We start from the raw sequence: 17126 nt of genomic DNA on the forward strand, positions 1-17126 counted from the left end.
TTGATGACCTTGTTATTTAGCGATATCAATTGCTGTCTGTTCTGCTTCGATTGCTTGTGCAACAGCTGCTTCTTTTGCTTCTAGCATATCTACTGTCACTTCAACTTTTTCAGCATTATGTGGATCTGTATCATCATCTAATTCGCGAAGTTCTAAGACGTTATCATCTGCATCCAATACTTGCATATCTAGTCCAAGTGATTGTAATTCTTTAACTAAAACTCGGAATGATTCTGGAAGACCTGGCGCAGGGATTTTTTCACCTTTAACGATTGCTTCATAAGCCTTAGTACGGCCTACAACGTCATCTGACTTATACGTCAAGATTTCTTGAAGGATATTAGCAGCACCATAGGCTTCTAATGCCCAAACTTCCATCTCACCAAAACGTTGTCCACCAAATTGTGCTTTACCACCAAGTGGTTGTTGTGTGACAAGTGAGTATGGTCCGACTGAACGGGCATGAAGTTTATCATCTACCATGTGGTGAAGTTTGATCATGTACATGACACCAACTGACACACGGTTATCGAAGGCTTCACCTGTACGGCCATCATAGAGGACAGTCTTAGCATCATCAGCCATGCCTGCTTCTTTAACGGTATTCCAGATATCTTCATCACTTGCACCATCAAAGACTGGTGTTGCAATATGCAGATCAAGTGTACGAGCAGCCATACCAAGATGGAGCTCCATTACTTGTCCGATATTCATCCGTGATGGTACACCGAGTGGGTTCAACATGATATCAACTGGTGTGCCATCTGGTAAGTAAGGCATATCTTCAACTGGTAAAATACGGGATACAACCCCTTTATTACCGTGACGACCGGCCATTTTATCCCCGACATGAATTTTACGTTTTTGAACGATAAAGACACGGACAAGGATATTCACACCTGTTTGTAGTTCATCGCCATTTTCACGACGGAAGATTTTTACATCGTGTACAATACCATCGGCACCATGTGGTACACGAAGTGAGGTATCGCGAACTTCACGCGCTTTTTCACCAAAGATAGCACGTAATAAACGTTCTTCAGGCGTTGGATCTGTTTCCCCTTTAGGGGTTACTTTACCGACAAGGATATCGCCTTCTTTGACTTCTGCACCAATTCGGATAATCCCGAATTCATCCAGATGACGCATCGATTCTTCACCAACGTTTGGAATTTCGCGTGTAATTTCTTCTGGTCCAAGCTTTGTATCGCGTGTTTCAGATTCGTACTCTTCGATAGCGATCGACGTGTAAACATCATCTTTAACAAGACGTTCACTCATGATAACCGCATCCTCAAAGTTATACCCTTCCCAGGTCATATAAGCAACAAGTGGATTTTGACCAAGGGCCATTTCTCCACCTTCCATAGAAGGACCATTACCGATGATTTCATCTTTAGCCACTTTGTCGCCTACGGCAACAAGCGGACGTTGATTGTATGATGTACCTGAGTTAGAGCGACGATATTTTGTGACAGTGTACTTGTCAAGTTCGCCTGTTGTCCGACGAATACGGATTTCCGCACCATCTACAAACTCAACTGTTCCATCATGTTTTGATAGAATCGCTGCACCTGAATCATGGGCAGCTTGATGTTCCATCCCTGTACCGACATATGGTGCATGTGGATCAATCAGTGGCACAGCTTGACGTTGCATGTTCGCTCCCATGAGGGCACGGTTGGAGTCATCGTTTTCCAAGAAAGGAATACATGCTGTCGCAACGGCAACTACCTGTTTAGGAGAGACATCCATAAAGTCGACTTTATCAGATTCTACCTCGATATTGTTACCGCGTGTTCTGGCCATAACTGTTTCGCCAGCGAATTGATTGTCATCTGTTAATGGTGAATTAGCTTGCGCTACGATGTAGTTATCTTCTTCATCAGCAGTTAAATAGTGAATATCGCTTGTGACAACACCATTACTGCGATCAATACGACGATATGGTGACATGATGAAACCATATTCATTGATTTTACCAAATGATGACAAGTTATTGATCAACCCGATATTAGGACCCTCAGGTGTTTCAATCGGACACATGCGACCATAATGCGTATAATGTACGTCACGTACTTCATATCCTGCACGGTCACGTGTCAATCCACCAGGTCCGAGGGCTGACAAACGGCGTTTGTGAGATAACTCAGAAAGTGGATTATGTTGGTCCATGAACTGTGATAACTGTGAACTACCAAAGAATTCTTTGATTGCTGCAGTTACAGGACGAATATTGATCAATGACTGAGGTGTCATGTTTTCATCATCGGCTGAACTCATGCGTTCACGAATGACACGTTCCATACGGCTCAAGCCGATACGAACTTGGTTTTGTAATAATTCACCTACAGAGCGAATACGACGATTTCCCAAGTGGTCGATATCATCTACTCTACCAACGCCTTCATTAAGCGTCAACCAGTAGTTCACATTTGCAATAATATCAGCAGGTGTCAAGTGACGTACTTCTGGTGAAATTTGACCATTTGAAATCACGTTAACAACTTTTTCTGGATCTTTAGGCGAGTAAACTTTAACCATTTGAATCTCGATTGGTTCTGTTAACACAGCATCATCTGATGGATAAAGCGTTACAGTGTTTAGGCCATTGTCAAGTTCAGTTTCGATTGAGTCTAATACATCACGTGTCAACTCAACATCTTGATCAACTAAGATTTCACCAGTTTCACTGCTAACAAGCGCTTCAGCTAAAGTGAAGCCGAGTAGGCGGTTTTTAAGGGCTAGTTTTTTGTTAACTTTATAACGACCAACTGGCGCAAAATCATAACGACGTGGATCAAAGAAACGCGCTGTTAAAAGACTACGAGAGCTGTCTGCAGTTTTAGGCTCACCAGGGCGAAGGCGGTCATAGATGTCTTTGAGGGCTTCTTCTGTCCGTGTATCATTTGCAAATTTATGAATATCTTTTTCGATGGTTGCGCGTGTTAACTCGCTATCACCAAGGATTTCAAAAATATCATCATCAGAACCAAAACCTAAGGCACGTAAAATCGTTGTAAATGGTAATTTACGTGTGCGGTCAATTCTGACATAGCCAATCCCTTTAGCATCAGTGTCCAATTCGAACCAAGCGCCACGGTTAGGGATCGTTGTATGACCATAAGATTCTACGCCATTTTTATCAACTTTTGGATGGAAATAAGTACCCGGTGAACGTACTAATTGAGAAACGATGATCCGTTCCGCACCGTTTACGATAAAGGTTCCCATCTCTGTCATGATTGGGAAATCACCAAAGAAGACTTCTTGCGTTTTTAACTCACCAGACTCTTTATCTACAAGTCGGAAAGTCACAAATAAAGGCGCAGAATAGTTCGCATCGTGCGCGCGTGCTTCTTCAATAGTGTATTTTGGTGCTTTCATCTCATAACCGACAAATTCCAGGTCTTTAGTGCCTGCAAAGTTATCGATTGGTAACATTTCTTTAAATACATCAGCCAAAGACTGATCTAAGAAACGTTGGTATGAGTCAGTTTGAATTTCGATCAAATTAGGTAAATCAAGTACTTCTTTGATTCGCGAAAAGCTGCGTCTAGTACGGTGTTTACCGTATACTACGTCATGTCCTGCCAAGATCTTCTCCTCTAATACTTATGGTTATGTCTAAAACACGAAAGTGCTAAACATCACCTTTACAGTGGATTGTGCAATACGGTCAAGTTGATAGGCTTGACCATCCTTTGGTTTGTCGTTATACTCTTTTTATGAAAAACAAAGAATTTTCAGAAAGATTTTTTTTCTGTTACAAATGCTATTTTCAAGCACCCAAGACGTCAAAAAAAAGCAACGAAAATACATCTTCTCGTTGCTCACAAAGCACTAGGGACAATATTTCCTAGCATTTTGCCGACAAACTATTTAATCAATTATACCATATTTAAGCCTTGAACTCAAGAAAAAAACGAACAGCATTACCTATACAAGTCCTCAGATGACGTGTTCTTTGATAAGAGAAATACAGCTTCCTTTCGCTTAGTTTTTGCTTTTAAAAATTGTATAGGTTAGGCAATTCTGCATCGCCAATTTGACGGCGTCGGTAAGCGAAAAATAGTGCAGCTACTCCACCAGCATAACTGGGAAAAAACAAAAAAGCACCTAAATGCTTTTTTAACCTGATACCTTACCAAATTTTGACACGATCTGACTCTGAACGCCACATGCCATCACCTTCCTTGACATCAAATGTGTCAAAGAATTCATCTAAATTACTGACTTGGATATTTGCACGGAGTTTACCTGGTGCATGGACATCCATCGATAGCAACATTTGTTGGTATTCTTGTGACGCTTTAATCCGCCAAATCTCGCCCCATTGTGTAAAGAAGGCTTTTAAGTCAACATCAGTTTCACGAAGCGCCGCTGTCATTGCTGCTGTTAAGCCACCCGCATCCGCGATATTTTCTGATACAACCAGTTTGCCATTTACTTTAGCGCCAGCGATGTCAAGCCCGTCGAACTCAGCAATCATCAAGTCCTGCTTGGCTTCAAAAGCTTTAAAATCTTCATCCGTCCACCAGTTGTTCATGTTACCAAATTCATCGAACAAGGCCCCATTATTGTCAAATGCGTGTGAAATTTCATGTGCAATAACCGCACCGATACCACCATAATTTTGACTTTTCGTTTGCTCAGTTTCTGAGTAAAATGGTTTTTGTAAAATAGCCGCTGGAAAAACAATCGTATTGCTATCTGGACTAAAGTAAGCATTGACCATGTGGGCTGGCATATGCCATTCTGTCTTGTCAACAGGTTCATTAAATTTGGCATAGTGACGGTGACTACGTACCACGTTAAAACGCGCAACCAGACTATAAATACTTTCATGTGTAACTGTAAATTGTTTATAGATGTCTGGGAGTTTATCTGGGAAACCAATAAACACGGTCATCGCATCTAATTTTTTGATGGCTTTATCAATTGTCGGGCGGCTCAACCAAGTATTTTTGTCCAATCGTTCTTGATAAACTTTAATCATCTCCGTCGTCATCCGTTTGACGTCTGCCTTAGCCGATTCACCAAAATAGGTGTGACCATAGTAGAGGCCAACTGCTTGTGAATATTGGTCCGTCGCTAAATCAAAGGCATGTTTTTCTTGGCTTCGTGCTTCAGATGTCCCTGATAATTTTCTAGAAAATTCACTACCTAATATCCGTAAGTCATCAGATAAATAATGCGTCGAACTTCTGATTATTTTTACTAACATCCAAGATTTGATCAGCTCAAAATTTGCCTCATTCATGATAGCATCGAAATTGGCATAGACACGTTTTTCATAAACGATAACTTGATTTGGTAGCTTACCAAGTAATCCCTCAATTACGTCAGCAAAAGGAACTGTTGTGAGCGCTTCTATAAATGCCTTAATCGGCACCGGATTATAAAGCTCAGCATACTTAGCCCATTCTTCTGAAGTGTTAGCATATTGTGCAAGAATGGCATCAAATTTAACGATATTCTCTGCATGGTTTAGCGCGATTGCCTGCTCATAGCCAAAATCAGATAAAATCTTTACCGTATTTGCGACATAAAAGTCGAGTAGTTCCGACTTACGCGGATGATCCTCGGCATAGTAAGTTGTATCTGGTAAAATCAAGCCAGCACCACTAAAAGTCAAGGCATAGTGGACAGCATCTTTCATATCGGTATCAACTGACAGACCAAAAGGCACTGGGACTTGAGAGTTCAAAATGAGCTCCGGTAAACTTGCAACCAGCGCGGCATAATCTGATAGTTTCTCAATTTTGTCGATTTCGGGTCTGACAGGATCCGTCCCAAACTCAAAGCGTTCTATAAAATCACCAGCTTTTTTATAGAATTTAGCAAACTCAGTCATGACAGGCTCATCAAAGGTATCAATCGTCGAAAAATCGTGCATCAACGTTTGTTCGTTATGAATCACCAACTCATCAAAAGCAGCAATTCTAGGGCGATCTGACGGTATGTCAGTGTGTGTTAACCAGTCAGCATTAACTGCTTCAAATAAATCATCTTGTAGTCTAACCATTTGTAAATCCACCTTCTAAAATTTGAATGACTGCTAGCATCTGATGATCTGAGATTAATTTATCAGATCCATTTATGAGTGTCTCATAGATGCTATCATAGACACGACCATAATCACCAAGCTCTGATGGGATTGTCTTTTCGATCCGATCGCCATTTTGATTATGATAGGTTAATTGCCCATAAGCTTGGGGACTATCTTGTCCAAAACCGATAGCACCTGGCATGATGCCGACCTTAAGATCATTTTCCTGCTGATCTACATCTTGCTTGATAAAGGTACCTTTAGTCCCTTGAATCAGCCATTTGTGATAAGGGACAAGTGCCGACTCAGTCGCATGAACACTTGCTTTCATCTGATTTGGATAATAAAGATCAACTGCAAAATGATCATCCACTGGACTATCCGGGTTTCTCGTACTGCGAATATCATAGGCGACACGTTCAGGCTCACCAAATAAGGCAATCATTTGGTCGATGAGATGCACACCATGACCATAGAAAGAGCCATCCAAATGCGTCCCTGTTAACACTGCATCATTCGGTCTAAAATGATCCATGTGGACTTGAATGTCGATAATCCGACCTAGATAGCCCGTCTCAATCACTTTTTTAATCGTTAGATAGTCGCTATCAAAGCGTCTATTTTGAAAGGGCATGAAGAAGCAGTTATTGGCTGCAGCAAGTGCGACTAGCTCCTGCATTTCAGCACTTTTTTCAACAGCAGGCTTATCTAGCAAGACATTTTTTCCAGCTGTTAACAGCTGTTTGGCTAAGTTAAAGTGGGTTTTAGCTGGGGTCACGACGACAACAAGATCAAGAGTTTGATCATTGATAATGTCAGCGATATCAGTGGAGAAGCTTGTCCCACTAGCTTCCATGCGATGTTGTGCATCTGGATTTTTCATCAAAGTCGGTGTCACGACACGAGCTATCTCGATCGTTTCACGTTCTTGTACATATGGTATATGGTAACGATTAGTAGATTTACCAAATCCGACATAAGCTATTTTCATTTTTTTCATGTCTTCATTTTACCATACAACCTAGACATAACTCAATCAATTGGGATATGACGATATCCCACCCTCGACATAGATGACTGAGAAACGCACTTACAGGTAAACCTAGCAAGACGATGACAACATCAAAACGTGCCACCTTTTCAGTTAGCGTCGACATCCGTACCTAAATCTACCTAACAAAAAAAGCGCCAGGCGCTTAAATCATTTTTTCTTTGTGGAACTGCACGACGGCGTTTTCAGCATCATTTAACTTATCCCAAATGACAACATGCCCAGCCTTTAAAGACTTGGGAACATCGATGATACGCTGATTGCTTGACCCCCGAAATTGTAACAAGAGATTTTTTTTAGAGAGATCGAAACGACCGTCAACTAGGATGTCAATGTTGTCCAGCAACTCTAGTTTATCAGGCGTTTCCAGCATCAACTCATCCCAAGTATAGCCAGTCCAGGACCAGATATCTTTATCTGGCAACTCACGTCTAATCCGCTTGACTAGTGGCAAGACGGTGCCAGTATTTAAAAATGGTTCCCCACCCAACAAGGTAAGTCCTTGGACATAAGACAAGGCCATATCTGACATAATCCGGTCTTCTAGCTCCTTTGTATAAGGTGTCCCGAATCTAAAGTTCCAAGTCGCTTCGTTATAACACCCTTCACAGTGGAAGGGGCAGCCACTGACATAGAGGCTATTACGAACCCCTTCCCCATCTACGAAATTTAAGGGCTTGTAGTCAGCAATATAGCCCTTTGACATATCTTGTGCTCGCCATTCTTGTGGTTTTGGATGATTCATTTTTTGCCTGATTTCTTTTTCTCAAGATATTGCGCTTTTATCATCTCAAGTTTACTTTGCTTATCTGTTTTTTCGACTTTAAGTTTTTCATGAAACTTTTGAACCGATTGCTGTCCTTTATTATCTAGCTGGAATTTACCCATCATTTCCCCTTTCACATTAATAGCCTATTCCTATTTTTTAAATATGTAACTTGCGTCTTAGAGATGCACCTTTTTCACCTAGTAACTTGTCTAAATAACCGAGTTTAGCCGCCATCACAACATAGGCTACCAAACCAGCACCTCCAGCAACAACTGTCGTCAAAAGCACCCTATCCGGTAATAGCCATTTTACAAGACTCACGACAAGTGCCATGATCAAGGTCATCACAAGAATACCAAGTATCCCTCTATAAGTTGCTTTGATTGAAAACTGCGAGACTTGTTGAATCTTACGTAAAAATAAATAAGCACCAACACCAAAGGCAAGCGTTGTCGAAATCATGGGACCATACGTTTCAAACAATAAGATAGCTGGCACTTGAAGTACGAGTTTAATACCCAGTGTAATACCGAAATAACGCATAGATATCCGACTATGATGCAAAGCTTGCAACATCGGTGATAGCATGGCATAGCCAGCCAATAAGATACTCTGTAAGAAAGCAAATACAAACAAATTAAGTTGCAGTTGACTTGGTGCAACATAAAAAATAGTGTGAATTTGACGTGCTAATAACGCCAACCCAACAACTGCTGGAATCATAAAAACTGCAAAGAGTTGAATACTATAGCTAATTAACTGCGCTAGGTCTTTCTGCTGTTTCTGGACATAGGCTGCTGTCACTAAAGGAATACTTACGCCACCTAAGGTCGTTGCGACGCCAAGTAATACCATGGTTAATTTATCCGCATTAGCTGAAAAATAGGCAAAAAATATTTTCAACTGTGTATCAGAATAGTTTGACACCAGTCTCATGATATGTGGAAACGTCGACTGGTCAATTAATTTAAAAATCTGAATCGCTGACCCAATGATAATAAACGGAATCGCCTGTGTTAGGGTTTGTGTCATCAAGTTTATGGCATTAATCTGGTGCTTAGATGGACCAGGATTCATGATTTTCTCAAGATCGCCTTGTTTCATCAAGGAGATGATCAAAACAATAGAACTTGCAATCATACCAATAAAAGCTGCTGTAGTAGATTGCGTGACTGCTTCCACCCAATTTCCCGACCCTAATTTCATGATTGTGTAGGCAGTAACTAGCATCCAGATCACTCTAAAAACTTGTTCTAACAGCTGACTAAGTGCATAAGGCTTCATATTGTTGAGCCCTTGAAAATAACCACGAATGACTGACATTGCCGGAAAAATAAGGACCCCTAAAGACAAACTTTTCATGACCGGGATCAACTCATCGCCGCCACCTAATAATGACGCAAAGAAAGGGGCAAGAAAATACATAATTCCTGCAAAAACGACACCCATTAACAACATAAAAAATAACATCTGCCGAACTAATCGATAAGACATGTTTCGGTCGCCAAGCGCGTTGTACTTAGCGACTTCTCTGGAAATCGCCACAGGAATACCTGCTGTTGAAATGAGGAGAAATAAGGCATAGACATTATACCCCATGGAAAATACTGCATTGGCTTGGTCACCATGCGTCCCCATCCAGGCATACCAGGGAATCAAATAGACCACCCCTAGTATCTTAGATAAAAAATCGGCTCCCGTTCTCCAAAAGGCACCCGCCAACATCTTACTTTGCTGGTTTTGTGAGTTAGACATATCTGCTAAAGATTCTGCGTTTTCCATTTTATATCGTCGTCCTTAAAAATCATCTTTACGATAGCCCATTGCTTGGATATCGACCTTCTTATCACGCCAATTTGCCTTGATTTTAACCCATGTTTCAAGATAAACCTTATCACCAAGCATGAGTTCAATATCACGACGTGCCATTTTACCTACCTTACGAATCATATCTCCGCCTTTGCCAAGAATGATCCCTTTTTGACTTTTACGTTCGACATAAATCGTTGCCATGATATGTATTTTATTAGTCTCTTCATCACGTTTCATCGAGTCAACTGTAACAGCGATCGAATGTGGAATTTCTTCACGCGTTAAAATGAGTACTTTCTCCCGAATCATTTCCCCAACTAGGAAGCGTTCTGGATGGTCTGTAATCATATCATCTGGGAAGTATTTAAAGCCTTCCTCAAGATTACCTTTCAGGATATCAAGTAATTTATCTGTATTGTTACCTTCTAGGGCAGAGATTGGAATGACTTCCTTAAAGTCCATTTGTGTGCGGAAATCATCAATCTGTGCTAAAAGTCTATCGGGATGTACTTTGTCGATCTTATTGACGACTAAAATGACGGGTACATTAGCTTGCTTCAGGCGTTCGATAATCATATTATCACCCTTGCCACGTGTTTCATCAGCAGGGACCATAAATAGTACTGTATCCACTTCGCGTAAGGTAGAATAAGCAGATTCTACCATATAATCACCTAATGCATTATGTGGTTTGTGAATACCCGGTGTATCGATAAAGACGATCTGCTCAGTCTCTGTTGTATAAATCCCTTGGATTTTATTTCGAGTTGTTTGTGCTTTATCACTCATGATGGCAATTTTTTGCCCCATGACGTGATTGAGTAAGGTCGATTTCCCGACGTTTGGGCGACCAATGATAGATACAAATCCTGATTTAAATGTCATATTTTTCTTTCTATATGAGGTGATCTTGGCAATCTTGCCAACGACTATGCTGATTAACGACGCGCCCTAAATTGGACATAACTGTTTTCATTATAACACAAAAAGCCGTTGCCGACTTTTCATTTCTGTTACTTATCACCCTTGTTGCGAATTACGAAACCAGGTTTCTTTTCAGTCGCATGCGGATGCACTTTTTGTTTATCTTTTTTGTAATAATCTTTTTTGTTACGGTCATCACGATCGCGACCACCACCGCTGCGTTTGTCACGGTTAAAACCGCCACCGCCGCCACGACGATCATTACGGCCACGACTACCGCCACCACGATTACCACCACGGCCTCCGCCGCCGCCTTTACCACCCTCACCGTTAAATGGTAATGGTTTTTCAGGTGCGATATCCACTTTAGGACGTGTATCAGGATCGCTGACTTTAGCTTGAAGTAACAATGAAACTAATAGTTTAGCATCGTATTCAGCTAGTAATTTATCAGCATCTTCATCAAATTTGTTTAATTTAGCTGAGATTTTTTCATCAGTTAAATCACGTTTGATTTCATCGAAAGCAACAGCGAGGCTAGCTTGGTAAGCTTCTTCACGTGTTGGTGGCTTCATGCCTTTCATTTCTTTCTTAGTCAAACGTTCGATTGCACGTAGGTAACCCATTTCGTTGTTAGATACAAACGTAATAGATAGACCTGATTTACCAGCACGACCAGTACGGCCGATACGGTGAACGTATGATTCTTGATCTTGTGTGATATCGTAGTTATAAACGTGTGTTACACCTGAGATATCAAGACCACGCGCTGCAACGTCAGTCGCAACAAGCACATCTAAGTTATCATTTTTAAAGTCACGCAATACTGCTAAACGTTTTTGTTGTGCTAAATCGCCATGGATACCCTCAGCACGGTAGCCGAGAAGTTTTAAACCACGTGTAATTTCATCAACACGACGTTTTGTACGACCAAAGATGATTGCTAATTCTGGTTTTTGTACGTCGATTAAACGTGTTAAAACATCAAATTTTTCAAATTCTTTAGTCTTCACGTAGTATTGATCAATCAAATCAGAAGTCATTTCTTTTGATACGATTTTAACGTGTTGTGGTTCTTTCATAAATTTCACGCCGATTTTCTTGATTGCATCAGGCATTGTAGCTGAGAACAAGAGAGTTTGGCGTGTTGCTGTTGGTGTTGCTTTGATGATGAACTCGAGGTCATCGATAAAGCCCATGTTAAGCATTTCATCTGCTTCATCAAGGATTAATGTTTCGATATCCCCAAGTTGCAAGGCACGACGTTTGATTAAGTCAACCATACGTCCTGGTGTACCAACAACAACGTGTGCACCAGATTTAAGTGCTTTAATTTGTTTATCAATACTAGCACCACCAAAGACTGAACGTACTTTAACGCCTTTGTCACGGCCAAATCGGAACAATTCTTCTTGAGATTGAACAGCTAGCTCACGAGTTGGTGCAATCACCAAAGCTTGTAAGCCACCATTGATATCAATTTTATCAAGTGTCGGTAGGCCAAAGGCAGCTGTTTTACCAGTACCAGTTTGGGCTTGACCAATCACGTCCTTACCATCTAAGGCAAGCATGATCGTTTGTTCTTGGATAGGTGTTGGTGTTTCGTAACCAGCTTTACTTACTGCTGATAAGATGTCTTCTGATAAACCAAGTTCTGTAAATTTCAAATATATCTCCATTCAAATAGAAATGGCATTTTCGGTTATTTTCTAGTTTTTCTGTAAAAAAATGGTGTTAATCAAACAGTTCAGATATAAATATCGTGATATAAAAAACTTGTCTGCATTTCAAGCAAACAAGCTTAAAACGCTAAATCCAAATACTCCATTGAGTTAAAATTGCCCCAATTGGACAACTTATTTAGTATAGCACAATTTTCATGAAAATAGTAGGCTGATATTTGGGAATACGTTTTCATTGAGATAAATAGCAATTCGTCTTTACTTTTCAGCACGTCTTACCTTCAAAACGCCTGCGACGACCCCAATTAGACCAATGCTAAAGATAGCTAAAATCAGACTATCTTGAGCTGCTGTCGTCAACTGAGCATTTAGAGACAAGCCAATACCAAAAGTAGCTTTGTATTCTGTCAATGTTGACTTGGACACCTGTCCAAACGTTGTTTTAAGCTGTTCATCTAACAAAATCTGCCGAAAAAGCGAGGCACTATAGGCACCTGGATAGCACTTCATGATCGTTTGACCAATCTCAGGCAGTGCCCCCATCGGAATGTAGACACCGGATAGAAAGCCAGATAAGGTACCGACCAGTGTCCCAAGGGACGTTAAGCTTGACCGATTTCGAGTTACACTCAAGATAGCCAGGCTCAAGGCTGAGCTGACCACACTATTTAAGACAAGCGCACCACAAGCTAGACCAAGGGATTTTAGCGAAATGACCACACCATCCATCTGAGCAAACAAGCCTAATCCGATACCGAAAACCGCCAGTTGCATGATAATACCGATGATCACACTGGATAAAAAGCAGCCCATGTAAATAGCAAACGTCGATGTTTGTGTCAGGCGAAAGGCATTCATTCGCCCTGAACTCTTATCTACTACTAATTGGGAGATTGCATGAAAACAGGCTGTCATGCCTGTTACTGATAATATGCCGGATAGCACCCAAATATCAGCGAATTTAACGCCTTCACGAAAAGACTTAAGCGACTCTATATAGTTTTGCTTTAAAAAAGCGAAATAAAGGACGAGTACAATCAGTGACGTCAGGAGTGAGTAGCATATCGTGCTTCGTTCACTAAAATACAGTTTTAAATTGCGTTTCATTATGGTTATCATGATGTCATTTCCTTTCCAGTAAGCGCGACAAACACCTCATTCATCGTCCCATGCTGATAGGTAAACGTCGTCACATAGGGTTGAATCATGTTTAAAATCGAAATAGCAGCCTGGGCATCGGCAACTGGCACGATAACCGGAAACCTATTTTCCGATCTCCCTAACACACGGCAGATATCGCTTAACTGACCTGCTTCTATCTGCAAATTTTCTTTGGTATACGTTTGGATGAGTGCTTGAGCTGACCCATTTGCAATAAGTTTGCCATCATCAATAATATAAACATTATCAGCAAAATTTGCCTCATCTAAATAGTGGGTTGTCAAGAAAATCGTCAAGTTTTCTGTTTGACGCATGCCTTCAAGCATCTCCCATATAGCTAATCGTGTTTGAATGTCCAGTCCTGTCGTTGGTTCATCCAAAAATAAAATGTCTGGTTGGTGTAAGATACTAGTTGCAATGTCAACACGTCGCCTCTGACCACCTGACAAATGATCTACCTTTTGTTTACACAAGGCTGTCAACTGGGTGAGTTTGATCACTTGGTCAATTCTTTCCTTGGGGATGTTTTGATAAAGTCCTGCTTGAATTTTTAGGTTATCTAAAACAGACAAGGCACCATCTAATAGACTGTCTTGAAAGACGATACCAACCTTAGCACGCACCTGTGATAGATGCTCTTTGCTCGCTAAGTCATCATAGTAGATCTCTCCACTGGTCGGCTGAACTAAAGTCGTCAGCATACCGATAGTCGTCGATTTGCCAGCACCATTTGTCCCTAAAAGTGCTGTAAAACTCCCCGCTTCGACTGATATATCTAGCTGACTCACTACCTCTCGAGTTCCATATTTTTTTGATAGGTTTTTAGCTGTTAATCGTCTTGTTTGCATTCTGATTCCCTCACGCTCTTCTTTTAATAACCTTAGCATATCAAACTGTCTATGATAAATATAGGTATCGGTGACTAAGGTGTAAAAAAAAGAGCATAAGCTGTCATTACTGACACGTCATGCTCTCTTTGCTATTGATTTCTTGCTGTATGCTAGGCTTCTTTATTGTCATCGTCATTGCCATCGTCTGATTTTAATGACTTGAGTAACTGATTCATCTCTTTTGCAGCCTGCTTGTCTAATTCATAACTGATAAAAATAAGCACGAGTGTGACACCTGCTGACAACAAGAGCCCCACTAGTGATAGCTGCCAGTTAAAGACATAGCTACCTAAACTGACAATCAGAACAACACCAACAACTGCCAGATAGTTTTTAAAATCAGTCTGAACATAGGTTAAAAACAAGGTGCAAAATAGGGTACTAAGGGCACAGACCGCCATCACTTCTAAGACAATAAAATTAGTCAGGGAGGTGCCACCTAGTATATTGATAACTAGAATCATTGTTGTCGCCATTGAAAACGTGGCAAAAAATAGGATGAGTTTATTCTTCAATCTACAATCCGTCCTTTCATACCAAGCATGTGTTTTAACTCTGAGACATACTTTCTAGAAATTGTAACACGTTCATGATTATCAAGTTCTGCCTCAAACCGGCCACTCAATGTAGGATAAATCATTTCAACCTTTTTGAGATTCAAAATCATCGACTTAGAAATCCGGATAAACTTTTGCTCTGCTAATTTTTCTGCTATCTGATAGAGTTTGTCTTTCACTTCAAAGACATCATCTTGTGTATAGACAAATGTTTTTTTATCTACTGACTCAAAATATAAAATGCCTTTGATCAATATCCGATAGTATTTTTCACCTTTTGTAGCGATGATATCATGCTGCTCATCAGCTTTGACACGTGCCATCAAAGCACGATGTTCATCTGTTAAGGCATGAATGTTAAACACGATCTGTTCCTCTTGTGTTTTAGGAACTAGCGCAACAACAACCTTCATTTATCACCATTTCTCTCATCTTATTCACCCTAAAAAGTCAGCAGCAGCTATATGGCCCCTCATGATGACCTAGACAAGGCGGCCCATGCTAGCAAAAATCCCCACGTAGGCGCAGGAATCTTCTATATGCTATTATCTTTCAACAAACGGCGTATCAGACAAGACCACATCAGGATATTTATCTGCAAACCAGCGTTCAGCAAATTGGTTTTCAAACAAGAACAAGGGATTATCAAAACGATCCTTAGCTAGGATGTTACGTGAACTAGACATACGTTCATCCAAGTCATCTGGTGAAATCCAACGGACAGTCTTTTTACCCATCGGTGTCATGACCACTTCAGCATTGTATTCGCCAACCATTCTGTGTTGGAAGACTTCAAACTGGAGTTGACCTACTGCACCCAACATATACTCACCTGTTTGGTAACTTTTATATAGTTGTATCGCACCTTCTTGTACCAACTGTTCAATCCCTTTATGGAATGACTTTTGTTTCATGACATTCTTAGCTGAAACTTTCATGAATAATTCTGGTGTAAAGGTAGGCAGTGGTTCAAATTCTATTTTCAGTGACCCAGTTGTCAGTGTATCACCGACTTGATAAGTCCCCGTATCATAAACCCCGATAATATCACCTGCAACTGCATTTTCGACATTTTCACGTGATTCAGCCATAAACTGCGTCACATTACTCAACTTAACTGCTTTTCCGGTACGGGCAAGCTTGATCGACATACCACGTTCAAACTCACCTGAGATGATACGAACAAAGGCAATCCTGTCACGGTGACGCGGGTCCATGTTGGCTTGGATTTTAAAGACAAATCCTGAAAATTCTGGAACTGTAGGTAACACTACTTCCTCAGTTAGTGTTTTATGCCCTTGAGGCTCTGGCGCAAACTCTAAAAATGAATCTAGGAAAGTCTGTACCCCAAAGTTAGTCAAGGCCGACCCAAAGAAGACAGGTGTTAATTCCCCTGCTAATACAGCTTCCGCATCAAAAGGGTTACCCGCTTCTGTCATTAACTCAATATCACCTTTGGCTTGTTGGTAGAAAGGATTTTGTGCAAAGACTTGATCTCCCTGATTAAAGTCAACAAAACGCGTGTCTCCTTTATAAAGCTCTAAACGCGTGTTATGCATATCATAGAGGCCTTCAAAATTTTTCCCCATTCCAATCGGCCAGTTCATTGGCGTAGATAAGATACCTAACACGTCTTCTAACTCAGCTAATAAATCAAGTGGTTCACGACCATCACGGTCAAGTTTATTAATAAAGGTAAAGACTGGAATACCGCGTTGTTTGACAACTTGGAACAGCTTCTTCGTCTGCGCTTCAATACCCTTGGCGCTGTCAATCACCATGACAGCAGCATCTACTGCCATCAAGGTCCGATAAGTATCTTCCGAGAAGTCCTCATGCCCTGGTGTGTCAAGGATGTTAACACGTTTTCCAGCATAGTCAAATTGCATGACTGAAGAGGTCACCGAAATCCCACGTTGCTTCTCGATATCCATCCAGTCTGATTTAGCAAAATGCCCTGTTTTCTTTCCTTTTACAGTACCTGCTTCACGAATTTCTCCGCCAAAATAAAGCAATTGTTCTGTTATCGTCGTTTTACCAGCATCCGGGTGACTGATGATTGCAAAGGTCCGTCTACGCTTAATTTCTGATTCTAATGTCATTTGTTTTCCTTTAAACCGCAGCTACAAGTGGGTTTAGCCTGCTTTCAGCTGTATATTTTACTCAATACCTCCTATTATATCACACTTATAAAAAGCTATTTGTAATAATTCGTAACATTTTGTCAT

At 40.8% G+C, this 17126-nt stretch carries 13 protein-coding genes; all 13 read right to left on the reverse strand.

Annotated features, from left to right (window positions below):
• Positions 1–12: 12 nt before the first annotated feature.
• The 13 genes from rpoB to RU86_RS05885 all read right to left on the reverse strand — a co-directional run bounded on the left by rpoB (position 13) and on the right by RU86_RS05885 (position 17000).
• Complete coding sequence (rpoB, locus tag RU86_RS05830) at positions 13–3597, reverse strand: DNA-directed RNA polymerase subunit beta (RefSeq protein WP_096814485.1); 3585 nt, start codon at positions 3595–3597, stop codon at positions 13–15.
• Positions 3598–4144: 547 nt separating this feature from the next.
• On the reverse strand, positions 4145–6028 hold the full coding sequence (gene pepO / locus RU86_RS05835; RefSeq protein WP_096814486.1) for an endopeptidase PepO: 1884 nt from the start codon (positions 6026–6028) through the stop codon (positions 4145–4147).
• Positions 6021–7052 (reverse strand): Gfo/Idh/MocA family oxidoreductase, encoded by a 1032-nt coding sequence (locus RU86_RS05840; RefSeq protein WP_096814487.1) that lies wholly within the window; start codon positions 7050–7052, stop codon positions 6021–6023. Before RU86_RS05840 ends, pepO begins: the two co-directional genes overlap by 8 nt.
• Before the next feature lie 196 nt (positions 7053–7248).
• On the reverse strand, positions 7249–7848 hold the full coding sequence (gene nrdG / locus RU86_RS05845; protein WP_079505056.1) for an anaerobic ribonucleoside-triphosphate reductase activating protein: 600 nt from the start codon (positions 7846–7848) through the stop codon (positions 7249–7251).
• On the reverse strand, positions 7845–7991 hold the full coding sequence (locus RU86_RS12045; RefSeq protein ID WP_179296218.1) for a hypothetical protein: 147 nt from the start codon (positions 7989–7991) through the stop codon (positions 7845–7847). Before RU86_RS12045 ends, nrdG begins: the two co-directional genes overlap by 4 nt.
• A 37-nt stretch (positions 7992–8028) precedes the next feature.
• Entirely contained in the window at positions 8029–9654 is a 1626-nt protein-coding gene (locus RU86_RS05850; protein ID WP_096814488.1) for a putative polysaccharide biosynthesis protein, read from the reverse strand.
• Positions 9655–9669: 15 nt separating this feature from the next.
• A complete protein-coding gene (gene era / locus RU86_RS05855; protein WP_047914906.1) occupies positions 9670–10569 on the reverse strand; it encodes a GTPase Era in 900 nt (299 codons plus the stop codon).
• Between the two features lie 128 nt (positions 10570–10697).
• A complete protein-coding gene (gene cshA / locus RU86_RS05860) occupies positions 10698–12275 on the reverse strand; it encodes a degradosome RNA helicase CshA (RefSeq protein ID WP_096814489.1) in 1578 nt (525 codons plus the stop codon).
• A gap of 273 nt (positions 12276–12548) precedes the next feature.
• A complete protein-coding gene (locus RU86_RS05865; RefSeq protein WP_096814490.1) occupies positions 12549–13409 on the reverse strand; it encodes an ABC transporter permease in 861 nt (286 codons plus the stop codon).
• Positions 13406–14299, reverse strand: a complete 894-nt coding sequence (locus RU86_RS05870) for an ABC transporter ATP-binding protein (protein ID WP_096814491.1) — start codon at positions 14297–14299, stop codon at positions 13406–13408. The genes RU86_RS05865 and RU86_RS05870 overlap by 4 nt, the downstream gene beginning before the upstream one ends.
• Before the next feature lie 152 nt (positions 14300–14451).
• Positions 14452–14856, reverse strand: a complete 405-nt coding sequence (locus RU86_RS05875; protein ID WP_096814492.1) for a hypothetical protein — start codon at positions 14854–14856, stop codon at positions 14452–14454.
• Complete coding sequence (locus tag RU86_RS05880) at positions 14853–15311, reverse strand: LytTR family DNA-binding domain-containing protein (RefSeq protein ID WP_096814493.1); 459 nt, start codon at positions 15309–15311, stop codon at positions 14853–14855. The genes RU86_RS05875 and RU86_RS05880 overlap by 4 nt, the downstream gene beginning before the upstream one ends.
• A gap of 132 nt (positions 15312–15443) precedes the next feature.
• Positions 15444–17000 carry a peptide chain release factor 3 gene (locus tag RU86_RS05885; RefSeq protein ID WP_096814494.1) on the reverse strand — a complete coding sequence of 519 codons (1557 nt, stop codon included), beginning with the start codon at positions 16998–17000 and terminating at the stop codon, positions 15444–15446.
• Positions 17001–17126 lie beyond the last annotated feature (126 nt).

This window comes from Pseudolactococcus piscium (assembly GCF_002441695.1).
GTDB classification, from domain to species: domain Bacteria; phylum Bacillota; class Bacilli; order Lactobacillales; family Streptococcaceae; genus Pseudolactococcus; species Pseudolactococcus piscium.